This is a genomic window from Paenibacillus haidiansis (genome assembly GCF_036553665.1).
GTDB lineage: Bacteria > Bacillota > Bacilli > Paenibacillales > Paenibacillaceae > Fontibacillus > Fontibacillus haidiansis.
This window is the reverse complement of record NZ_JAZHPZ010000005.1, coordinates 344,745-368,376: the sequence shown is the minus strand read 5'-3', so window position 1 is coordinate 368,376 and position 23,632 is coordinate 344,745. Positions and strand designations below refer to the sequence as shown.

The following is a 23,632-nucleotide window of genomic DNA, read 5'->3' as shown; positions in this document are numbered from 1 at the left end:
GAGGAATTCACATGAATATGACGGAGATTCTGAGGGAAGTGGGCCGGGGCAAGCGCGGCGCGCGCGACCTGACTTTTGAAGAAGCCACCGCCGCGGCGGAGCTGATTTTCGGCAAACAAGCATCCGATGCCCAAATCGGAGCCTTTTTTCTGGCGGAGCGCTTTAAAATGGAAAGCGTCGAGGAACTGCACGCTTTCATCCAAGTGTGCCGCAAATACGCTTTCCGGTCGCCCCGGCCGAACAGTCTGGACTGCGCGGGGCCGTACGACGGCCGGAAATCGACCTTTATGACCGGCTTGGCGACGAGCTTCGTGCTTGCCGCGGCAGGATCGCCGGTCACCCTGCACGGCACCGCGCCCCTCCCGCCCAAGTGGGGCGTGACCCTGCCGGATGTTCTGGCGGAGATGGGCCTGGAAGGCGGCGCCCTGCCCCGCGCCCGGGCGGAGAAGGCCGCCGACGAAACCGGCGTGCTGTTCGTCGACGCCGAAGAAGGCTGCCCGCCGCTGGCGGAACTGCGGCGAATCCGCGAGGAGATCGGCCTGCGCACCATTCTCAATACCGTGGAAAAGCTGGCGGATTACGGCTGCTCTCCTTATCTCGTATATGGCGTTTACCATAATACGATCTTCGACCGCACCGCCCAGCTGCTGGAGCGCCTGGACTACCGCAGGGCGCTGATCGTCCAAGGCGTCGAGGGATCGGAGGACGTTTATATCGACCGGACCACCCGGGTCTATCTCGTCGAGAACGGGGAGGCCAAGCTGCATGTGATCGACCCCGAGGCGTACGGGCTGGAGGCCTCCGCCCCCGAGCCCCTCACAACCGCCGCCGGGCAGCTGCGGATCACGGAGGCGGTATTGACCGGAGAAGCGCATATCGCCTATATCAACCAAGTTCTGCTGAACGGCGGACTGCGCCTTCATCTGGTCGGGCTTTCCGATTCGATCGAGGAAGGAATTTATACTTGCAAATCGCTGCTGGACAGCGGCGCTCCATGGGAGGCGTACCGCCAGTGGAGAGCCGTCGTCACGAACCATTTGGCAACGGTTAAGCATCCATAAAGGATACAAAGAGGGCAGACGGTTTGAAGAATAAACCGGGTCTGCCCTTTCTTTTTGAAATCCTATGAAATTAAGGCTTCCAAATCCGGTAATTCCCACTTAGGGACAGGAGCGCGAAGAAATACAGGCAGTTGTCGTAATAGCGCCGGTCGCCCGTCCGCAGCGGCGTATTCCAGAACAACTCCACGCTCGCCCGGGCCTGCTCCCCTTCCGCCGCCAGCGAAGCCATCGCATTGGTCGCCAGCAGCCCGACGGGATGGAGCGCCTTTTCCTCAAACGGCTTGCCGCCGATCGTGTATCTGCGGTAGTCCTCCGGCTGCTTGTCGGCGAAGAACGCCTGAATCCGGTCCGCAGCCCCGCGTTCCCACGGGTCCGCCGCGAACCATTCCCAGTCCAGCCCCAAATTGGCGGCCACCCGGTAGGAATCGCTGAAGAAATGCCCGAACCCCCGCTCATTATTCGGCGTACCGTCGTAGTAGGCATATTCCGGAGCCAGTCCGGTTTCGGGGTGGCAGGCGGCTTTCAAGTATTCGCGGCTGGCCGAGGCCGCTTCCTTCCAGAACGGACGATCCTCGGGATAGGCCCACAGCGTAAACAATTCGTAAAAATGCGGCAAATGATAGGACGGGTCCGAAAACTCACAGTTTGGAATGAATTTGATCAGCTTGTTGCGCGGATTCCACATCGGGTCGCCGATGCCGTCTTCCCCTTTGTGAAGACAGGTCCGCAGCAGGTCGCGCGCCAACGTTCCGTAATTGAACGGGGCGTCCCGGTCTCCCCAACGGTGGGAAGCGAACAGCAGCGCCATCGCAAAATACTCCTCCCCGTCCGGAGCCGGCCCGTCCGACAGCCGCGAGCCGTCCGGGGCGCAGGACCAGGCGAAATATCCGGCATTTACTCCTTCGGTCATGTACATGTGCACCATCGTCCACTTCCACAGCCGGTCGAACACCTCCTGCCGGTCCATTTGCACGGCCATCATCATGCCGTAGGACATCCCTTCGGTCCGGACATCGAGGTTGCCGGTGTCGAGCATATATCCCATATCGTCGCCGGACTCATGATAGATTCGCGTCTCCTCTCCGCCCTCGAACAATTCCCGCCAGGCCTGCTCCAGACGCTCGCGAATCTCCGCCTCTTCATACCCGAATTCCGCCAGCAAATTTCTATATTCCCCCGTATAAAATGCTCCCGCATGATCCGCCATCGTTTCAAAATCCTCCCCATTCCTTCTTTTTCAAACCTATTCATGATTATCCCATTTTATTATCCTCTCCGGTAAAGCGGTTTCAAAGGGTCGCTTTTAAAGGAATTATCCTGCAAATTTCAGATGTTTGGCTTATGCCGTTCCGGCCGCCATACTTGTGTGGTAGTATGAAACATAATTTTTTCAAGATATCATGAGCATTTCGGGAGGTTGTTATGTTCAGGCAAAATTATATTCAGACTGTACCGAATGAAAATAGCCAGGAGTTCTTGTTCCCCCTGTTTCACGAGGGGGCCGTCGCCGATTTGTTCGTCGCGGACGAGGACTTCGAGGGCGTACGGCGGGCGGCCGCCGATCTGCGGAAGGACATTTGCCGGGTTACCGGTGTTCGGCCTTGTCTGTCCGGCGATTCCGCCGGGTTGGCCGGGCATGCGGTGCTGATCGGAACGATCGGCCAGTCTCCTCTCATTGACCGGTTAATCGCTGAAGGACGACTGAGCGCCGGGCAAATAAAGGGGAAATGGGAATCCTTCGTGATTCAGACCGTCGCCGAGCCAATGGAAGGTGTCGATAGTGCACTTGTTATCGCCGGCAGCGATAAACGGGGAACGATCTTCGGTATCTACGATGTGTCCGAGTCGATCGGCGTGTCGCCATGGTATTGGTGGGCGGACGTTCCGCAGCAGCGGAAGGAAGCTTTGTACGTAATCCCGGGGACTTATATTCAAGGCGAGCCTTCGGTGAAATACCGGGGAATCTTCCTCAATGACGAAGGGCCTTCCCTGATGGCTTGGGTCCGTTCGAATTATCGCGATTTCACCCATGAGTTTTATGAAAACGTATACGAACTGCTGCTGCGCTTGAAGGCAAACTTTTTATGGCCGGCGATGTGGGACAACACCTTCTTCGAGGATGATCCGCTGAATGCCGAGGTGGCGGACCGTTACGGAATCGTGATCGGAACTTCCCACCACGAGCCGATGCATCGTCCGCACGGGGACTGGAAGAAGCACCGCCAGGGCGCTTGGGACTATTCCATAAACGACAAGGTGCTCTATGATTTCTGGGAGGAGGGCATTCGCCGCAGCCGTGACTATGAAGGCATTATCACGCTCGGCATGCGTGGAGACGGCGATGAGGAAATGGGCGGCGAACTGTCTTTTGCGGAAAAAATCGCCCTGCTCGAACGGATCGTCGCCGATCAGCGCAGCATCATTGCGGAGCAAACCGGAAAGCCCGCCGCGGAAGTGCCGCAGCTGTGGGCTCTATACAAGGAAGTGCAGGATTACTACGATCACGGCATGAGGGTGCCTGATGATATTACCCTGTTGTGGTCCGACGATAATCACGGCAATCTGCGGCGGGTTCCGACGGAGGAGGAGCGGAGCCGTTCCGGGGGAGCGGGAATATATTATCATCTTGATTACGTCGGCGGCCCCCGTTCCTACAAATGGATCAATACAGTGCCGGTTCCAAAAATCTGGGAGCAGATGAACAAAGCTTATGAATACGGCGCGGACCGCATTTGGATTCTCAATGTCGGCGATTTGAAGCCGATGGAGTTCCCACTTGAATATTTCCTGCGGCTCGCCTGGAACATTTCGGATTTCAGCAGAGAGAATGCCCGGGAGTACTCCGTCTGGTGGGCAGAGCGGCAATTCGGAGCGTCCCAGGCAGAGGCTGTCGCCGAGCTGATCGGCGTGTATACCAAATATAACGGACGAATCAAGCCGGAGCTGCTGAACTCGGCGGCATTGTACAGTCTAACCGATTACCGGGAGGCCGAGACGGCGATTACCGAGCTGAAGCATGCGGTACGCAAGGCACAGCAGCTGTATGAGGAATTGCCGGAGGCGATGCGCGACGCCTTCTTCCAACTGGTTCTGTACCCGGTTCAGGGATCGGTGCAAGTGCTGGAACTGCATTTGCGGGCGGCCCGCAGCCGGCTGTATGCCGGCCAGGGAAGAACGATGGCGAATGTGGAGGCGCGGGAGGCCAGGCTGCTGTTTGAAGCCGACCGCGAGTTGACGCTTCACTACAACAAGCTGCTGGCTGAGGGCAAATGGAACCATATGATGGACCAGACGCATATCGGTTACACCTATTGGAATCAACCGCCGGAAAATGTGATGCCGGAAACGGGCCTGGTTCCTGAACCGGAAGGCGCGGAAATGGGTGTGGCCGTGGAAGGCTCGGAGGAAGTATGGCCGGGGGCCGCCACCGAGTGCACGCTTCCGCTTCTAGATGCATTCAATCGCGGGACGCGATATATTGAAGTGTTCAATAAGCGGACGCAGCCTTTCGAATTTAAGGTCGAGGCGGATGTCCCCTGGATCAAGCTTTCCGCTGCGGAGGGCACGGTTGTCCGGCAGCGGCGGATTGAGGTGGAGATCGACTGGGCCGCCGTGCCGGAATGCGATACGGCAAACGGTGAACAATTGACTGTAGAAAGACGGAACCGTCCGGGACTGACCGACGCTGATGGGAAGCCCGATTGGGAGGTATCCAAAGGGCTGCAGCATTTTGACAGGCAGGACGACAAGGGACGTTCTACCCGTGAATGGTTTACTGTCGGACCGTGCGTCGTCGGGCGGATTGCGGTCCACGGGCCGGACGGTTCCGAGGTCATGATCAAGGTGCCCGTCTATCGCCCGGCTTCTTCGTGGCCCGCCGACTTTACGGGCCATGTGGAAATCGGCGGCGTCGTGTCGATCGAGGCGGAGCATTATCAAGTAATGCAGGCCAGCGCTAACGGCGCGGCATGGGAACGGATCGACGGCTACGGCCGGACCCTGTCCTCAATGGCCGTGTTCCCGGTCACTGTGCCGAGCGCGCCGCAGCCGGACCTCTCCTGCTCGCCGAGTCTGGAGTACCCGGTATATCTCTCCAGTTCAGGGGTCGCCGCCGTTAAGCTGTATCTGGCGCCGTCGCTGGATTTTGTGCCCGGCGGCGGGGTACGGATCGGCGTGTCGCTGGACGACGGGCCGGTCGAGATTGCCGATGCGATCATCCACACGCCCGATGGCGGTTTCCATGAGAAGGATTGGGAGCTAACCGTGGTCTATAATACCCGGACCGCCGCGGCTGCGCTGGAGGTAGATCATCCGGGGGTGCACACGCTGCGGATCTGGATGGTCGATCCGACCGCTGTATTGCAGAAGATCGTGATCGACTTCGGCGGGGTAAAGCCGAGCTTGCTCGGACCGCCGGAGAGCTTCCGCATCGGACCGCCGGAAGCGGCAAAGACGCCGGTACCGGAAGGTGCGGTTGCGGACGCCGCGTCCGACCCGTTCCCGGTGCCCGGCGTTATCTCCGGGCCAGGGGCGGCGGGCGAGCCGTTCGACGTGTTCGTCCGCACCGGCGGACTCTACACGCTCGAGCTGGCCGCCATCGTTAAGCCCGGAGACAGCCCGCTGCTCCGGGTCTTCTCCGGCGAGCGGGACCTGACCGGCCCGCTGCGCCTGCGTCATGCCGAAGCCGAGCACGGCTCGCTTCGGTACGTGGCGGAGGGCGTGCCGCTCTCCGCCGGAAGGCACACGCTGCGGCTGGCCGCCGAAGGCTGCCGCAGCGTGCAGCAGGAGCTGCGCCTTGCGCTGACAAGGCCGGACCGGCTCGCCGTCCGGCCGTCCCTGCGGCGCAGCCTGGGGTCCGATCTGCCGCTCACCGCGCAGATCGGACTGCTTGGCGGCACCGTTGCCGCGTGCCGCTATGCCCTGACCGTCTCCCTGTATGCGGGAGACGGCGATGGCTTAGGGCGGCTGCTCGGCAGCGCCGCCCTAAGCGGGATCGTCCCGCGCGGCGGGGACGAGGTACAGCGCGTCTGCTTCGGCGACGGCAGCGCCCCGGGCGATGCGGCTGCGCCAAGCATGCGCCGGGCGTACAGGCTGAAGCTCGCTCTGTCCTATGACGGTCATACTCGCGAGTACTGGTCGAACTGGATCATATAAGGCATTTGTAATGACCTAACCTGAAGCTGAAGACAAACCGCCCTCCGACGATCTCATTTTGAGACACCGGGGGGCGGTATATTCGCATTCTTCCATATCGAACCGGGCGATAGATCACCCTACTTCTTGATGTACTCCGAAAATTTATTTATAAATTCCAGCGAATTCATATCGTCTCTTAAGTGGTGGTGCACCAATTCATCAATTTTTGCCGTGTCCTGATTCACCATGTATTCAAGCATCAGTTGGTGCTCCCGCCAAATTTCCTCGAGCTTCCCTATCTTCTGCATATGAAGCTTGCGGTATCTGAGGTAGTGGACATTCGATTGCTGAATCAGATCCCACAGGAACTCGCGCCCCGCCAATATGTACATCATTTGGTGGAACAGATCGTCCAGACACAGAAACTCATCCGCGGCGTCTTCTCCCTGGATCGCCGCCTTCTGCCGGTCCAGAATATCCTTCAGTTCATGCAAGTCTTTTAAAGCTAGCTGTGCGGAAAGGTCCTTCAATATTTCTTTCTCCAGGGCGCTCCTCAAATAGATGATTTGCTCCACGGAATCCAGGTCAATGTAGGAAACGATGTTTCCTTTCTTGGGGTAGATATCGATATAAGACGCCAGCGAAAGCTGTTTCAGCACATCGCGCAAAGGAGTTCTCGAGAGCTGAAACCGTTCGGACAGGGCCGTTTCGCTCAAGATGGTGCCCGGCTTCCATTTGAGGGACAGGATATCTTTTTTCAGCAGATCCATGATTTGTTCCTTCGTATACATCTCGTTCCTACTTTCGTTTCTGTATTAATCTTATACTAGTATACAACAACTGGTTATGACTAGAGAAAAATGATTGACAAATCCATTTATGTTACTTTATTATCAAGAAAAATCTTGTATACAAGATTGATTGTAAGCGTATTAAATATTTCGGGAGGGTTCGACGATGAATATGACTTGGAGATGGTATGGCGAAGGTAATGACAACATTACGCTGGATCATATCCGGCAAATCCCGGGGGTGATGGGGATTGTCTGGTCATTGCATGACAAAGTGGCCGGCGAGGTTTGGGAAATGGAACGGATTCAGGAGGTTGCGAACCAGATTACAAGCAAGGGGTTCAGCCCTGCCGTTGTGGAAAGCGTTAACGTTCATGACGATATCAAAATCGGCCTGCCGACCCGCGACAAATACATTGATATTTATATCGATACGATTCGCAAATTGGCCCAAGTGGGCGTGAAGGTGATTTGCTATAATTTTATGCCCGTGTTTGACTGGACCCGGACGGATCTGTACATGGAATTGCCCGACGGTTCCAACGCCCTCTTTTATGAAAAGGCTGCCATTACCGACGACCCGCGCGCCATGGTTGACCGGATCCTCAAAGGTGCCGGCAAGTTCACGATGCCCGGTTGGGAACCCGAGCGGCTGGCCAAGCTGGATGAACTGTTTGCCGCTTACGCCGATGTGACGGAAGAGAAGCTGTTTGAAAATCTGAAGTATTTCCTTGAACGCATTATTCCGGTGTGTGAGGAAGTGGACATCAAGATGGCCATCCATCCCGACGACCCGGCATGGCCGATCTTCGGGCTGCCGCGGATTATCCGCAGCCGGGATACCATCCGCCGCTTTCTCGACATGGTAGACAGCCCGTATAACGGTTTGACTTTCTGCACGGGTTCGCTGGGAACGAACCCGGAGAACGATTTGCCGGCGATGATCCGGGAGTTCCATGACCGCATTTATTTCGCTCATATCCGTAATGTCAAAGTATTCGATAACGGCGATTTCATCGAGGTGTCCCATCGCGGCAAAGACGGCAGCGTAGACGTGGCGGAAGTGGTCAAAGCATACCATGAGAACGGATACACGGGTTATGTTCGTCCGGACCACGGCAGACATCTGTGGGGCGAGGAGAAGAACTGCCGTCCGGGATACGGCTTGTATGACCGCGCGATGGGGATTATGTATTTGCTTGGCGTTTGGGACAGTCTGGATCATGCCAAAGGAGTGAAGTAACATGCTGCAGTTGAACCGGGAGGGACTTTCTGACAAGGCAGCGTGGGAGGCCGCAGGCATCGAGCTTCCTCAATTTGATCTGGATGCCGTTGCGAATAACACGAAGATCAAACCGCAATGGGTGCATATCGGCGCAGGCAATATTTTCCGCGGGTTTGTGGCCAACGCCCATCAAAAACTGCTGAATAGCGGAAAAGCGGATACCGGCATCATCGCGGTGAAGACCTTCGATTTTGAAGTGATCGACCAGGTTTTCAAACCTTATGACAATTTAACGCTGCTTGTATTAATGAGTGCGAGCGGCGAGTTTAAGAAGAACGTGGTCGGCAGCATCACGGAGATACTTGGTGCAGACATGAACCGGCGGGGCGACGTTGACGTTGATCGTCTGATTGAAGTGTTTGAGAATCCAAGTCTGCAAATGGCCAGCTTCACGATCACGGAAAAAGGATACGCCCTGAACGGCCCGGACGGGAATTACCTTCCCGTTGTGGAGAAGGATTTAGCGAACGGACCCGACCAGCCTGTCCATGTGATGAGCATCGCCGCTTCCCTTGCTTATCGGCGTTATTTGAAAGGCCAATATCCGATGACCTTTGTAAGCATGGATAATTGCTCCCGTAACGGCGACAAATTGAAGGACAGCGTGCTGACCATCGCGAAAGGATGGGCCGGGAACGGACTGGTGGAAGAAGGGTTCGTTAAGTATCTTCAGGATGAGAACAAAATTAGTTTCCCGCTATCCATGATCGACAAGATTACACCGCGGCCATCGGAAAAGGTTCAATCCGCCTTAACCGGGCTGGGTCTTTCCGGAATGGAAATTATCGTAACTCCCAAGAATACATACACCGCGCCGTTCGTGAATGCGGAGATCAGTGAATATTTGGTCATCGAAGACAAATTTACGAACGGGCGTCCGGCGCTTGAGGAAGCGGGCATTATTTTCACCGACCGGGAAACTGTCAACAAAATCGAAACGATGAAAGTTACGACCTGCCTCAATCCGCTGCATACCGCGCTCGCCGTTTCCGGCTGCCTGCTCGGGTATACGCTGATTGCGGATGAAATGAAAGACGATACGCTGCGCAGATTCGTCGAAATCATCGGCTATCGGGAAGGACTGCCGGTCGTGGTGGACCCCGGCATTATCCACCCGAGGCAATTTCTCGATGAAGTACTCCAAGAGCGGTTCGCCAATCCGTATATTCCGGATACCCCGCAGCGAATTGCTACGGATACCTCCCAGAAGGTGGGCATTCGCTTTGGCGAAACGATCAAGTCCTATATTCGCCGGGATGATCTGAATCCGGCGGATTTGACCGCCATTCCATTGGCTATTGCCGCCTGGTGCCGTTATTTGCTCGGAGTGAATGATCGGGGCGATTCGTTTACGCTCAGCCCGGACCCGTTGCTGGATACGCTGCAGGGGCATTTGCAGGGTACGGCCTTGGGCGACCGGAGCTCGAATGTGCGCAAAATTCTCGAAGACGACAAGCTCTTCGGCGGAGTCCGGCTTTATGAAATCGGCCTGGGCGGCAAAATCGAATCCATGTTCCACGAAATGCTGGCCGGCCCGGGAGCGGTTCGAAGCACGCTGGAAAAGTACATGAAATAGGTTGTAAGGCGCCAAAAAAAGCGGCCCGAAGGGATCACCCTCAGGCCGCTTGTTATTTAATAGATGGTTCTTCCATGCTCATCCGGCACCCCGGATTTGCGGTAGAAGTACGTGTTGATAACATCCCGCCAATGCTTGGCGTGTTCGGCCTGCTCCGCGAACCGGTCCGCGGCGGCCTTGTGACGGGCCGCATCCACGCGCCCTTCGAGCGAAGCCCAAATTTCCCGCAAGCCGTCCGCCGCTTCCGCCCCGCTGAAATGCGTGTCGTAAATATGCTGGATGACGGTTCTGCCGGAATGCAGCACATGTCCGTAAGGAACATGGTGGAAGAAAAGAAGCAGCTCGTCCGGGCATTCTTCCAGCGACTCGTACATCTCGCGGTTCGGGCTGAAATATTGTCCGGCGTATCCGGTGCCCGTCGCCAAAGTCCGATCTACGCCGATGCCGTCACGGTCCGCAAAATGGTAAGTCCCCCAGCGGGAATACTCGTAACCGTCCACATCGGGACCGTAATGGTAATGCGGCACAACCATCCAGCCCACCCCTAAAGGTGCCGTATAGCTCTCGTAAATCGGCCAGGAAGCCATCAGCATTTCCGTCACTTTGTCGACCACGTCCCTATCGCTTCCAAACGTAAGCTGCGCCCATTCCCGCGCAATTTCCTCGGCGGAAAGGTCCGGATTCCAGATCAGGCGTCCGTAGCCGTACAAATTCGCCTGTGCCAGCGGATGGCCGGTCCAGCATTCGTCGTCCCCGATGTTGGACACCGCGGCCACGCCGCTGTACTTCATGCCGAACAGCGAACCGGACACGATCTGTTTCACTTGGCCCTTGCCGCCTTCGGCCGCATGCGTATCGAAATCCAGCACCTGCTTCCACTGCGGAACCAGATAGCATAAATGCCGCTGCTGCCCGGTGTATTCCTGCGCGATCTGGAACTCGATGACCTGATTGGTGGCGCTCATCGCCCCGAACAGCGGAGACACCGGCTCCCGCACCTGAAAATCCATCGGCCCGTTCTTGATCTGCAGCAGCACATTATCCTTGAACTTGCCGTCAAGCGGCTTGAAATGGTCGTAAGCGGCCCGCGCCCGGTCCGTGGTTCTGTCCCGCCAGTCCTGCATGCAGTTGTAGACGAAGCAGCGCCAGACCACGAGCCCGCCATAAGGCTCAAGCGCATCGGCCAGCATATTGGCCCCGTCGGCATGATCCCGCCCATAGGCAAACGGACCGGGGCGGTGCTCCGAATCCGCTTTCACAACGAAGCCGCCGAAGTCGGGGATATGCCGGTAAATCTGCCCGGCCGCCTCTTTCCACCATTCCCGGACACCCTCGTCAAGCGGATCGGCGGTATCGAGTCCTCCCACCGCGATCGGAGCCGCGAAATTGATGCTGAGGAACAGCGCGATTCCGTAATCCCGGAACACTTCCGCCACCCGGGCCACTTCGGGAAGCCCTTCCTCGGTAATAAACCCGGTTTCCACCTCATGAACGTTCACATTGTTGATCGAGATCGCGTTGATCCCCACCGAGGCAAGAAGCCGCGCATAATCGCGCACGCGTCCCAAATCTTTGACAATCTCCCCGTCCGTATAAAAAATAGATCTTCCCGAATACCCCCGCTCAATCGAACCGTCCGCATTGTCCCATTGATTGATCATCCGTAGTTGGTTGGCCGGATGCTCCTCAATGGCCCATTGTGCCGGTTTGAAGCCGAGGGCGATTCCCCGAAGCAGGTGGAAAATGCCGTAGATCATTCCTGTTTTCGAGGCAGCGGTGAGTTCAAGCCGCTCTTCTTTCGCGGATAAGACGTATTTGAGCGAATAGGAAGCCCGCTTGGTTTCCCATCTCCGCCGGTCAGCACCGGAAGAATCCTCGTCCGAATGAAGCCGAATCCATAGATAAGGCCCTTCGTCGTCCGTTGGAATTTGGTCCATAAATTCGGGAGTTGCGCCCAGCATCGCCTTCGCGCCTGCCGAAAGCTCCCGAACGGCGGCCGGAGGGAGCCCCGAAACTCCTCCTTCCACCACGACGCGCTTCAGTATCCCCTTGTACAAATTGCGAAGCTCAGGCGATTTTAGTTCAGTGTACTGCAGCCATGCTTTATACAATGCACTTTCCGTCCCCATTTTCCAAACTCCTCCCGCAATGTCCTAATTACATTATAAGAAAAACGTCTATCGACGTACTCTCTAAGAAGCCAGATCGCATTCAGCGGTAGTTTTTCTTGCGATATCAGGAAGCGGATGCTCCGAAACTTATACTTTCTGATATCTTAAGAAAAGAAATACCCCACATTCGAGGGGTTTTCCTTTTTTTTATTGAATTTACTTGCCGGTGAGAGCGGCCACCCGGTAGTAGGCCGGCTTCGGCCGGTGCCCTTCATCAAACAGAAACGGCCAGTTCTTGCGTCCCTGAACCGGAAAGTCGCTAAGCCAGGTGTAATCGTCCGCGGCTCCCCAGAACGTGACCGAACCGATGCAATCGCGGTATTCCTTAAGCAGCTTGAATACCGCTTCGTAAAGCTCCGCCTGCCGTTCCAGCATGCCGGGAGCCGGCTCGGTCAAATCGGCCCGTTTGTCGTCGAAACGAAAAACCGACATGTCCAGTTCGGTGAGTTGAAGCTGCAATCCAAGGGAGGCGTACTTCTCGATCGCCGCCCGGATGTCGTCCAGCGACGGGTCGTACAGGTTCCAATGCGCCTGCAGGCCGATGCCGTGAATCGGAACGCCCCGATCCAAGAGCGACTTGACCAGTGTATAAATCTTATCGCGTTTATGAGGGTGGGATTCGTTATAGTCATTATAAAACAGTAAAGCGTTCGGATCGGACTCGTGCGCGTATTCAAACGCTTTAGCGATAAATTCGTCCCCGGCGATGTCCGTCCACAGTGATGAGCGTAACAGCTGCTCGCCCTCGTCGGCAATGACCTCGTTCACAACATCCCAGGCGTAAATGTCATCTTTGTAGCGTCCGACCACTGTTTGAATGTGCGAGCGGATTCGTTCAAACAGCACGGCCTTGCTCACGGGCCGGCCCTGCCGGTCACGGAACAACCAATCGGTGGTCTGGTTATGCCACACCAGCGTATGCCCGCGAAGAGCCATCCCGTGTTTGCGGGCGAAGTCCGCGATTTGATCCGCTTCCTCGAAGGTGTAGAGGTCCTCCCGCGGATGCACGCTGGCGAATTTCATTTCGTTCTCCGCCGTAATGCTGTTGAAATGATGAGCCAGCAGCTTCTCCTGGGTACGGATCGTGCAGGGATTGACCGCCGCTCCGATCCGAAAATCGTCAGCAAACAGGTCCTTGAGTGCGGCCGCTGTTTGTTCCAATGAATTCATATCTCTGCCTCTCCTTTATCCAATCCGGGCCTCGAACCAGTCAAACTGAGCCGCCCCGGAAGCGGGCTTGCCGTTCCCGCTGGCATATAACCCGATAACCACACCGGTAAAGCACATCTTGTTCACGAAGTCTTCCGGGGACAGCGCCCGGGCGGATCCTCCGCCGAGCGGAACCCATTCCTGCCCGTCCATAGAATATAGCAGCTCATAATCGGTAACACTTGTCCGGATTTTCAGATATACCCGGTCCGTCTCGACCGGAACCTCGGCCGCCATTCTCGATTCGCCTCTCGCGGTCAATCTGACGCCGACGGACTTCCGGCCTCCCTCTTGCTTCAAGAAGATTTCATAGTGGGCGTCTTCATCTCTTCTGGCGCAAAGCCCGGCCTCTTCGCCGTCACCGATCGTGGCGTATTCAAGCAAAGTGCTCCATTCCGACTGCACATGCTGCTGGCGTCTTCCGGCAAAAGCAACCCGGCCGACGTCGTTCAGCCCGGCGGATTGTCCGTGCAAGCTGAGCCAGCCGTCCCGCTCGCTTAAAGACCAGCTGTCCTTCGCCGGGTTGCGGAGAAAGGTCCAGCCATACGGAAGCTCCGGCCCTTCGAAATGATCCTTGCCTTCAAAAACGGCCGTCGGCGCGGACATCGTCTCCTCCGGTTTCCCCGGCAGCCGCGGCACGCTCATTTCCAGATTTACGGTGCCTTCATTGTTGTCGATCATCGGCCATCCCTCGTCATTCCAGGTTACGGGAGCGAGAAACGTCTCCCGGCCGAGTACGCTGTATCCCGAATCGACGAGCCGGACACCGAGGAATACGGCCCACCAGTCGCCGTTTGGAGCCTCCACCAGATCCGCGTGGCCCAAATACTGAATCGGATGCTCTATCCCCCGGTGCGTCAGAATCGGATGCGGATACAACTCGAACGGCCCGTAGGGGCTCGCGCTGCGGCCGATGATTTCCCGGTGGTCCTTCGCGGTGCCGCCCGAAGCCGTCATAATGTAGTACATGCCTTTTATTTTGTACAGGTGGGGACCTTCCGTCCAGGGACCGCCGTCCCCCTTCCAAATGACTACCGGCTCCGACAACGCATTCCCCGTGGCGATGTCGATCTCGTATTGGATCGCATGGGAGTCGTAATCCGCGCCCTGCTGGGCGGTCACGTAAACCTTGCCGTCATCGTCGAAGAACAGGGACGGGTCAATGCCGCCGTACGGCACTTTAATCGGATCCGACCAGGGGCCGGCAGGATCTTTGGCCGTCACGTAGAAATTGCCGATCCCGCGTACATCGGTCGTAATCATATAGAACGTGCCTTCATGGTATCTCAGCGTCGGCGCATAGATGCCGTCCGAGCTGCGGCGGCCGCGAAGATCCAGTTGGCTGTCCCGGTCCAGCACATGGCCGATTTGCTCCCAATGCGCCAGATCCCGGCTGTGAAAGATCGGCACGGCCGGGAAATACTCAAACGAGCTGCAGATCATATAAAAGTCATCCCCGGCCCGAGCGATGCTCGGGTCGGGGTAGAATCCCGGAAGAACCGGGTTAGAATAACCAATTAAATTTTTCGTCATGTCTTACTCCTTCACGCTGCCGACATTCAGTCCAACAACAAAGTATTTTTGCATGAACGGATAAACCAGCAGAATCGGTACGGACGCTACTACCGTTACCGCAGCACGGATCGAAATCGGCGTTACCATGCTGGAACCCTGTGTCATTCCGACACCGTTAGACACCGCAGGGTTACCGTTCGCGTTCATACTGGATGATAACAGCTTCATCAATTCATATTGCAGAGTACTCAGTTCTTGATGCGACGAAGTATAAATGAATGCATCGAACCAGGAGTTCCAAGCGCCTACGGCTACAAACAGTGCAATTGTAGCCAACACCGGTTTACAAAGCGGGAAGATGATCCGGATGAAGATTTTAAAGTCTCCGGCTCCGTCGATTCTTGCCGATTCGACCAAGCTTTCCGGAATCGTTCCGATATAAGTCCGGATGACGATCATATTAAATGCGCTGATCATCGATGGGATGACATAAACCCAGAACGTATTAAGCAAATGCAGGTCCTTCATCAGGAAGTATCCCGGAATCAAACCGGCGTTAAAGTACATTGTCAGAATAAAAATCAAGGTGATCGGTTTGCGGAATACGTATTCCCGACGACTCAGCGTATAAGCCAACATGGTGGTTAGCCCTAGATTCAGCAGTGTCGAAAGCACCGTTCTTGCTACGGAAATCCAGAACGCGTCATATATCGTTCCCGAAGCGAATACCGCCTTGTAATTCTGCCAAGTAAATTCTCTCGGCCAGAGATATATTCCGCCTCGAATCGTATCGTTCCCCGCATTCAAGGAAACAACAATCGTATTCAGGAAGGGATATAACGTGACAATAACAAGGCCTATCATAAAAAGAGTATTAAAAGTATTAAAAAGGATCGGCTCAAGTCTTCTTCTTACGACCGGTCTAGTCACTGCGGCAGCTGATGCTGGCCCAGGGATGATGGTTTGATTTGCCATAACTATAACAGCCTCTCTTCCCCTAGTCGTTTAGAGATTCCGTTTGCAATTAGGAGCAACGTCACACTAACGACCGTTTTAAATATACCGGCAGCAGTTGCTAATGAATAGTTTCCTTGAGCGAGCCCGTATTTCAGTACGAAAATGTCAATCGTTTGCGACCAGTCGACAACAAGACCGTTGCCAAGCAAGTATTGAACTTCGAAGCCCGCTTCCAGAATGTGGCCAACCTGCATAATCAACAGAATAATAATCGTGGGTTTAATGCCCGGCAAAGTTACATGGAACATTTTCCGGTAGCGGCTTGCGCCGTCAATATCGGCGGCTTCATAAAGCGCCGGATCGATGGACGACATCGCGGCCAAATATATAATCGTATTCCAGCCGACTTCTTTCCAAACATGCGACGCTCCGACGATTCCCCAGAAGTACTTGCCTTCACTGAGCCATTGGATCGGCTCCTTGATCAGATGCAGCTTCATCAGGAGATCATTGACTATTCCGTCCGAAGCCAAGCTTGTCGCCACAATCCCGGTTACGATAATCCAGGACAGAAAGTGCGGAAGATAGGAAATCGTCTGTACGGTTCTTTTCCAAAATATTTTTTTGATTTCGTTCAGCAATAACGCCAATATAATGGCGGTCACAAAGCCGAGAATCAGGTTGATGACACTCATGGCCAGCGTATTACGAAGCACCTGCAAAAAACTGTCGTCTTTAAAAAGGAACTCGAAATGCTTAAACCCTACCCATTTCTGCTCGCTAAAATCCCTAGCCGGTTTGTAGTCCTGAAAAGCCATCGTCCAGCCCCAAATCGGAACATAGGCGAATAACACGATATATGCCAACAGAGGTACGGACATATAAATCAGCTGGCGCTGATCCTTGATGAGGGACCAGGTGATTTTCTTTTCTTTTTTCGACCTCCGGACGGCTCGATCTTTCTTCAAGGTCTGATCCATAGTTTTTTTCTCCCCAAAACCTATTTATTTCGGAAAATGGAAGGCTCACGAATGCCTTCCATTTTCCGATTAAAGCCAAAACTTTATTTCACTGTCCAGGTATCTTTTCTCCATTGCAGCACTTCATTGATCCGATCTTCGTAAGCCTTGATGTTGAGTTTTCCGATCTCCTTGACGTACTCATCCCAGACACCGTCAAATTCGGCCGGACTTGCAAGAATGGCTTTCGGCAAATATTTCGTGGACAATTCGTTTTGCTTCGTATTGACGATCTTGGCTTCGGATCCGTCTACCAGGTCAACAGACCATGCCGGGTAAGCAATATCGTTCTCTGGAGCCGGACTGAAGAAGTCAACATAAGTATTGAATCCGTATTGGTCAAGGAAGTTCTTGTCATACTCTCTCAAAGCAGCCAGCATTTCTTCAGGCTGAGCGGCGGCATCGGTGGCGTTGCCGTCCGAGAATAAGCCTTCCATTTTTGGAGCAAACTTGAAGTAAGCATCAGCTTTATTCGCAAGCTTCCAGGTTGCATCGGTAAACACATCACGTTGCTCTTGTGTTTTCATGAAGCGGCCATTTTCGACAATATAATCTTCCCCTTCGATACCCCAGGACAAGATTTTTTGCCAATCTTCTTGCATCAATGTATCCAACAGCTTAATAATTCTCACAGCTTGTTCTTCGGATGCGTTGACTGTAATCCCCAAACCGTTATTCAGGTTCAGAGCCGGGCGATCTTTGTAATGATCCTTGGTGCCTTCATCAAACACAAGCGGAAGGCCGACATAAGTTCTATTATCTTTCTTCTGCGTGATCAGCGCGTTCTCTGCATCTTGGAAGTTCCAGTGCTGGTCAAACATACCCAGAACGGCGCCGCTAGAAATTTTGGCCATATACTGGTCAAAGTTTTGGGTAAAGGTTTCCTTGTCGATGATACCTAGAGCATTCATTTCGTTGAGTTTTTGATAATAACGTTTGGCATAGTCCTTGTCGGCAAAAATTTCCGCCTTGCCGTCTTTAACGACTACACCGCCATCATTCGGATGACCGATCAAATGCTGCGGTGCGTTGAACAGACCCCAGTTTCTCCAGTCATAGTTCAGAATTTCAAAGCCGATCGTCGGGGTTCCGTCGATATTCGGATGCTTTTCCTTGTATTGTTTAATCAGGTCAAAGTATTGATCCAATGTTTTAACTTGTGGATATCCTGCCTCTGCCAATACGTCCTTTTGAATCCAGAAGGCTGGGCCAGAATACCAGGAAGAGTTAACGTCTGCATTAGTCGCGCCATAGTTTGGAAGATTGTAAATATGACCATCATTAGGATCCTTCATCATGTTCCAATACTTCTCATAATGTTTCTTCAGGTTTGGAGCATGTTCTTCAATCAAATCTTCGAGCGGGATAAATGCCCCGGCAGCTGTCAGCTTTTGGTTCGCTGTCATCATGTCCGGATAATCGCCGCCTGCGATCATAACACCGAGCTTCTGGTCGATGTCGCCTGCCAGGAATTCGAATTTAAAGGATGCTCCCGTTTTTTCTTTTATCATTTTGTAAATCTTGTTGTCAGGTGTCGGTTGTTGGCCGGCTTCACCGATAAAAACCGAAATTTCAAACGGCTCAACCCCATTCGCGGTATTTTCTCCGGCTGCCTGTCCATTGTTTCCGTTGGCGGCTTCCTTATTGTTGCCTCCGCAAGCCGACAAGACCAGGCCGAGCGAAAGCAGCAACATCATGCTGAACCGGAGTACCGATTTCTTCTTGCCCCCCATTTAAAGCACCTCCGTAATGATTTAGCCATTCCAGGGTGTAAGCCCTTTCATCGACTTATCTTTATTGTAAAAGCGCTGCCAAAAGCGAACTATAACACAATTAAAGCATTACCCCTAAAAACTTTAGTTCCTGTTTTTATATTCGCCCGGAGACATTCCCATCCGTTTTTCGAACTGTTTCAGGAATTGGCTATAGTTCACGTAGCCTACCCGCTCCGCGATTTCGCTGTTTTTATACTTGTTTTCCAGAAGCAGCCGGGAGGCCTCCTCGATCCGGAGGTTATGCACCCATTCGTTGAATCCGACCCCATTCTTCTTCATGAGCAATTGCCCCAAATAAACCGGATGCAAATAAAAACGTTCGGCCAGCTTTTTAATCGTTAGCCCTTCCCGGTAATGCTCCCGTATGTACTCGTTGATTTCCTGCACAATCCCCTGCGATTTAAGCGCCTGCTCCCGGCTGAGCAGATCGATGCATTCGAGACCGAAGTTCAGCAACAGGTTCATAAAATCGTTCAGGTTCATCACCGAATCGGCCAAAAAGGAAAAATCATAGTTGGCCAGCGTTGCCGACGCCTCCTTGCCGAGGGAATCCTCCAGATAGTCTTTCATTTTGTACATTAAATGAAAGACTGTCTTCTTGACCGTTTCGGGCGCGAGCGGCAGTTCACGAAACAGGTCTGCCGCGGCCGCGATCGTTTCGTGATAATTGGCGGCATTCAAAAGAGTCAATGCCTCCATCACGTTATCCACCAACCGGATCGGGTCGTAGTGGTGTTGAAAATTCCTGTTTTCAATTGAAGCGTAAGAAATGACCCCGGCGTAATCGGGGTCATAGAACTTGAATTTCAAAGCTTCTTCCGCGGTTCTATAGCAGTTTGCAAGACGCAAGAGCGACTTCACCGGGGCGCCGGTGGCCATAAACACCCGGTGAGCAGCGTACCGCACTGAAAGTTCGGCAAGCGCCCGGCATGCATCGTCCGCCTGCCCTTGATCCGGCGAATATCCGAACACGATGCCGAAACGGTTCATCTCCATATCGACCAGAAACATCGATTTCTCCTGTGAAATCAAATCCGTCAAAATCCCCCTCAGTTCAGCGTACGTGGACGGCTCGGTTTGAATCAGGCAGATGTTCCATGCCTCCCGGCCCGATGACAACGCGCTTAGACTGTCCGGATATTCCCTTTCCTGGCCGGAGCGGTCCTCGAGCAGTTGTCTGATCAAGGAGACCTGCTCCTCCAATGAGGCAATTTCGCTCCATTGCTGTTCTTCCGCCTCATCCAGCAGTTCGCTGTAAATCGCGCGCAGCTCGGCAGCGGCTTCTTCCGCCTCGACCGGTTTCAACAAATAATGCGTGATCCCGTAACGCATCGCTTTCCTCGCATATTCGAACTCACTGTATCCGCTGATAATGGCGAAGCTGATTTTTTTGGTTCCGTTCTTCTGCCATTCTCCAATCATTTCAAGGCCGCTCATCAGCGGCATATTCACATCGGTGACGACCAAATCCGGCGAAAGCTCCGCCATCATTCTCAGCCCCTCCGCGCCGTTGGAGCAGATGCCGCAAACTTCGAAGCCAAGCTCCTCCCAGTCGATCCACAACTGCATGCCTTCCAAAGCGCCGGGCTCGTCGTCGATCAAAAGCACTTTAAATCTCATATCCGTCACTCTCCTTGCGGGTAATCCTGATGTTCCAGCAGCCTGATCGGGATCTTGAAAGACACCGTCGTTCCCTGATAAGGTTTGCTGTCGATATCGAAGCGGACGAGGTCGTCGTAATACAGTTCAAGTCTCCGGTATACATTACGGATACCGATACTGGTGCCGGACGTACTCTCGCTGCGCATGGATATAAGCATCTCTCGGCGCTTTTCCGGCTCGATGCCTTTGCCGTTGTCCTGGACCGAAACGCAGAGGCAGCCGTCGGATACCAAAGCGCCGATTTTGACGACGCCCTTCCCCTCTACCGCCTGGATGCCGTGCTTGCATGCATTTTCCACCAGCGGCTGGATGCTCATCTTCGGTATTTTGTAATGCAGTGCCTCCGGGTCGATATCCAGCTCGTATTCGAACTTGTCCCGGAACCTGAATTTTTCGATTTTGAGATACATTTCGATGAATAAAATTTCTTCCTCCAGCGTCACGATGTCCTCTTTCCAGCTAAGCAGTCTCCGGAGCAGCTTGGACAAGCTTTTGATAATATCGGTCACATCGGAATAATTGTTTTTGGTACAGACGACCAGAATGGCATTCAAGGTGTTAAACAGAAAATGCGGATTCATTTGGCTCTGCAAAAAGTTCAGTTCCGCCCGCACCTGCTCCATCTCCAAATTTTTCTTCTGAATCTCAAGCTTGTATACGTTGTTGATTAAGGAGTTGATCCGGGACGTCATGATATTGAAATTCTGGATCAAGCCGCCGATCTCGTCGTTTCCTTCGTCGATCCGAATCAGGTCGAATTTCTCGTTGGTCACCTTCTGCATGTGGCGGGACAGCCGCTTCACCCGGTAATTGTAGGATCTTAGCATGATGTAAATAAATATAAGCGAAAACAGCGTAATGACGGCTGCAATAAATCCCACATAAAGCTGCATATCGAGCATAGCGCTGGATAACCGTTTCCCCTGCGTTACGCCGACCAGCTTCCAGCCCTTTACGTAGCTGGCCGTTCCGATAGAGACGGCGTGAATGTCCTTGTTCCTCTCATTATCGGTAAGCCGAAAAACCGGATAGTCGTCGGTAACCCCCCGCTGGTAGCCGCTGTCCGCGGACATAATGATTTCATTATGCTCATTGACCAGGTACAGGTTTAAATAAGCCTGCTCCCGCACGATGACATCGTAAATTTTGCTCAAGTCGATATCGATCCGAAGCAGTTTGCCATACGTACTGTAAGTATCGAAGTAATCCATCTTCTCAATTACGCTGAGATATGGCCCCGTCAAGGTGGCGCTATTGGCTTGGGTCGCCCGGTAGGCCGCCACCAGCACAGGGGACGTCGATTGCTGCCACAGCCGGTACCAGTCGCTGTTCCTCACCTCGGCATCGAGCACCTGGTAATTTCCGCCGGGTACGATCGTCTCGTTCTCCGTATAGATGCTGATTCTCTGAATTTGATTGTTGACCGGTATGTAATTTGTGACCCGGTTGCGCAGCTGTTCGTCGAACGTTTCGTAAAACTCGACCGGACTTTCGTAAGTTCTGTCCAGCGTTTCATACAGCATCTTGTCCGTGTTGAGTGCATGGCTGACCGCCACCCCGCCGTCGATGAAATCGTGAATATCCTTTCTGGCCCGTTCGAGCGAGATTTCGAGGTTCTGCTCCTCCCGTTCCTTGATAATTCCGGTCATCCGGTCCAGAAACACGATGTTGATCACCACAATAGGCAGCAGTACACCGATCACGTAGATCAGTATAAATTTATAATTCAGCGGAATATCGTTAATGAATGACCGGAATCTAAAGCGTTTTTTCATGATCTATGCACCATCCTGCCGTTTAACCCGCCGTTTTCCGCTCGGATTCCTGTTTGTAGACCGAGGGCAGCACCCCCGTCTTGCATTTGAATTTGCTGATAAAATAGTCCGTATTGGGATATCCGACCTGAAGCGCGATTTCGGAAATTTTCATCTGGGTGCGTTTCAGCAGCCGTTTGGCTTCTTCGATTCTTTTTTCGTTCAAGTAGTCGTTGAACGGTTTACCGGTTTCTTTCTTAAACAACTGACCCAGATAGGTGGAATTCATATGAAACATTTTGGCCAGGTCCTGCAGTTGCAGCTTGCCGCGGAATTCCCGGTCCACGTATTGAATCACATGGAAGATCGTATTGTTCTCATTCTTGGCCTCCAGCCGCGCCAGGACATCGGCCGCTTCCAAGCAAAGCTCAAGGACGTATTTTCTCAAGGACGAGTAAGTCTCGAAACTCCCGATACTACCATATTCATCCTGAAGCTTCTTCATGAAAGCATCCGGGTCCCCGTTCATTTCCCCGATCCGTCTGCAAAGATTCAATTCGAGGTCGGCCACATGGGCCATGGCATGCTTCAGATCGGACAGCCCCTCCGTAATGGAAGCCAGTGCGTCTTCCACGGCGGAGTGAATTTTGCCGGTCCGGGCCGCCGTCACGATCTCCGTGAGCTGTTTGAATTTCTCCTTGGCGTGCTTGCGGGAAATTCCGGCCCGCCGCAAATCCCTGTAATTATACACACCGTCTCTTCCTTGACAACGCTTGCATTTATTGACCTCAAGCGCCTGCATATACAGTTCGCGAACCGATGCGATTCCCGGAAGAGCGCCGCTGATCGTCACAATGACAGGCCGGTTTGATTCATCCGTAAGTTCATTGTGAAGTTGTACGGCGAGCTCCTGTACCCGGCCGAATGAAAAATTATCGTCAGTCAGAATCACGCCGATCCTTCCCGCGCTGTCCTCGAATATACGGCCCGGTGTCTGCGCGAAATACTTCGCCGCCCGGCTGCGCAAATCGGAAGCAGTTCCGGAAGCCTCAATCAGAACGCAGCGCAGCCCGGCATCCTCCGAAAGAAGAAGGGCATGGGCGGCCTGTTGCATCAGCTGCACGCCGTCTTCACCTTGAATCAGGCGGTTCAGCAAATTGTTCACCAGCAAAAAATGCATGCGGGTTTGGCTCTGCTCCGTTTCAAGCTCTTCCTCGATTCTCTTGCGCAAGCGGACCAGCAGCGCCTCAATCTCTTCCTCGTCGATCGGTTTGAGCAAATATTCCGTTACCCGTTGATGCATTGCGGTACGCGCATAATTAAAATTGTCGTAGCCGCTCAATATAACAAACTTAGGAGGCCTGGCCAGCGCCCGGTTCGATCGCTCAATCAGCTCCAACCCGTTAATCACCGGCATATTGATATCCGTCAGAACCAGCTCCGGCCCAAGCTCTTGAATCATCCTGAACGCATCAGGACCGTTGGAAGCATCTCCGCACACTTGAAACCCGTGGTCCGTCCAATTCACCATCGTGCGGAGTCCCTCAATTACCCAAGGCTCGTCATCCACCAATAGCACATTCATCATAGATATATCGCTCCCCTGAAGTTGTACTAAACTGCTATTTTGAAAGCGCACTCATTATTTATGCTATCATAGCTTCATGGTTTGAGAATAGGAAAACTTTTAACCTCAACCTAACCGAGAACCCGTATAATTC

15 protein-coding genes are annotated in these 23,632 nt (G+C 53.7%); 4 read left to right on the top strand and 11 right to left on the bottom strand.

Features of this window, described 5'->3' with window-relative positions:
* The first annotated feature begins 11 nt into the window (after nucleotides 1-11).
* Entirely contained in the window at nucleotides 12-1,061 is a 1,050-nt protein-coding gene (locus tag V3851_RS13200; protein ID WP_331847003.1) for an anthranilate phosphoribosyltransferase, read from the top strand.
* Nucleotides 1,062-1,131: 70 nt separating this feature from the next.
* On the opposite strand, the gene V3851_RS13195 is transcribed toward V3851_RS13200, so the two are convergent.
* Nucleotides 1,132-2,268, bottom strand: coding sequence for a glycosyl hydrolase family 8 (locus tag V3851_RS13195; RefSeq protein WP_331847002.1), 1,137 nt, complete (start codon nucleotides 2,266-2,268; stop codon nucleotides 1,132-1,134).
* Between the two features lie 215 nt (nucleotides 2,269-2,483).
* On the opposite strand from V3851_RS13195, the gene V3851_RS13190 reads away from it, so the two are divergent.
* Complete coding sequence (locus V3851_RS13190) at nucleotides 2,484-6,215, top strand: glycosyl hydrolase 115 family protein (RefSeq protein ID WP_331847001.1); 3,732 nt, start codon at nucleotides 2,484-2,486, stop codon at nucleotides 6,213-6,215.
* 119 nt (nucleotides 6,216-6,334) lie between these two features.
* Here V3851_RS13190 and V3851_RS13185 read toward each other — a convergent pair whose 3' ends face one another.
* Nucleotides 6,335-6,988 (bottom strand): GntR family transcriptional regulator, encoded by a 654-nt coding sequence (locus V3851_RS13185; protein WP_331847000.1) that lies wholly within the window; start codon nucleotides 6,986-6,988, stop codon nucleotides 6,335-6,337.
* A gap of 166 nt (nucleotides 6,989-7,154) precedes the next feature.
* Between V3851_RS13185 and uxuA the strand changes: the two genes are divergently transcribed.
* Together uxuA and V3851_RS13175 are read left to right on the top strand one after the other, a co-directional pair.
* Nucleotides 7,155-8,231 (top strand): mannonate dehydratase, encoded by a 1,077-nt coding sequence (gene uxuA / locus V3851_RS13180; RefSeq protein ID WP_331846999.1) that lies wholly within the window; start codon nucleotides 7,155-7,157, stop codon nucleotides 8,229-8,231.
* 1 nt (nucleotide 8,232) lies between these two features.
* The gene (locus V3851_RS13175) at nucleotides 8,233-9,849 is read left to right on the top strand and encodes a mannitol dehydrogenase family protein (RefSeq protein WP_331846998.1); all 1,617 of its coding nucleotides are present in this window, start codon (nucleotides 8,233-8,235) and stop codon (nucleotides 9,847-9,849) included.
* Nucleotides 9,850-9,905: 56 nt separating this feature from the next.
* Here the strand turns inward: V3851_RS13175 and V3851_RS13170 are convergent, their stop codons facing one another.
* The 9 genes from V3851_RS13170 to V3851_RS13130 form a co-directional block, all read right to left on the bottom strand.
* Nucleotides 9,906-11,978, bottom strand: a complete 2,073-nt coding sequence (locus tag V3851_RS13170; RefSeq protein WP_331846997.1) for an alpha-glucuronidase family glycosyl hydrolase — start codon at nucleotides 11,976-11,978, stop codon at nucleotides 9,906-9,908.
* A 198-nt stretch (nucleotides 11,979-12,176) separates the two neighbouring features.
* A complete protein-coding gene (locus V3851_RS13165; protein ID WP_331846996.1) occupies nucleotides 12,177-13,190 on the bottom strand; it encodes an endo-1,4-beta-xylanase in 1,014 nt (337 codons plus the stop codon).
* Between the two features lie 15 nt (nucleotides 13,191-13,205).
* Nucleotides 13,206-14,762, bottom strand: coding sequence for a glycoside hydrolase family 43 protein (locus V3851_RS13160; RefSeq protein WP_331846995.1), 1,557 nt, complete (start codon nucleotides 14,760-14,762; stop codon nucleotides 13,206-13,208).
* A 3-nt stretch (nucleotides 14,763-14,765) separates the two neighbouring features.
* On the bottom strand, nucleotides 14,766-15,719 hold the full coding sequence (locus V3851_RS13155) for a carbohydrate ABC transporter permease (protein ID WP_331846994.1): 954 nt from the start codon (nucleotides 15,717-15,719) through the stop codon (nucleotides 14,766-14,768).
* 2 nt (nucleotides 15,720-15,721) lie between these two features.
* Complete coding sequence (locus V3851_RS13150) at nucleotides 15,722-16,681, bottom strand: ABC transporter permease (protein WP_331846993.1); 960 nt, start codon at nucleotides 16,679-16,681, stop codon at nucleotides 15,722-15,724.
* A gap of 83 nt (nucleotides 16,682-16,764) precedes the next feature.
* Nucleotides 16,765-18,453, bottom strand: a complete 1,689-nt coding sequence (locus V3851_RS13145) for a type 2 periplasmic-binding domain-containing protein (protein WP_331846992.1) — start codon at nucleotides 18,451-18,453, stop codon at nucleotides 16,765-16,767.
* A 123-nt stretch (nucleotides 18,454-18,576) separates the two neighbouring features.
* Nucleotides 18,577-20,115 carry a response regulator gene (locus V3851_RS13140; RefSeq protein WP_331846991.1) on the bottom strand — a complete coding sequence of 513 codons (1,539 nt, stop codon included), beginning with the start codon at nucleotides 20,113-20,115 and terminating at the stop codon, nucleotides 18,577-18,579.
* A gap of 5 nt (nucleotides 20,116-20,120) precedes the next feature.
* Complete coding sequence (locus V3851_RS13135; RefSeq protein ID WP_331846990.1) at nucleotides 20,121-21,932, bottom strand: sensor histidine kinase; 1,812 nt, start codon at nucleotides 21,930-21,932, stop codon at nucleotides 20,121-20,123.
* Between the two features lie 22 nt (nucleotides 21,933-21,954).
* Nucleotides 21,955-23,499, bottom strand: coding sequence for a response regulator transcription factor (locus tag V3851_RS13130; RefSeq protein ID WP_331846989.1), 1,545 nt, complete (start codon nucleotides 23,497-23,499; stop codon nucleotides 21,955-21,957).
* Nucleotides 23,500-23,632 lie beyond the last annotated feature (133 nt).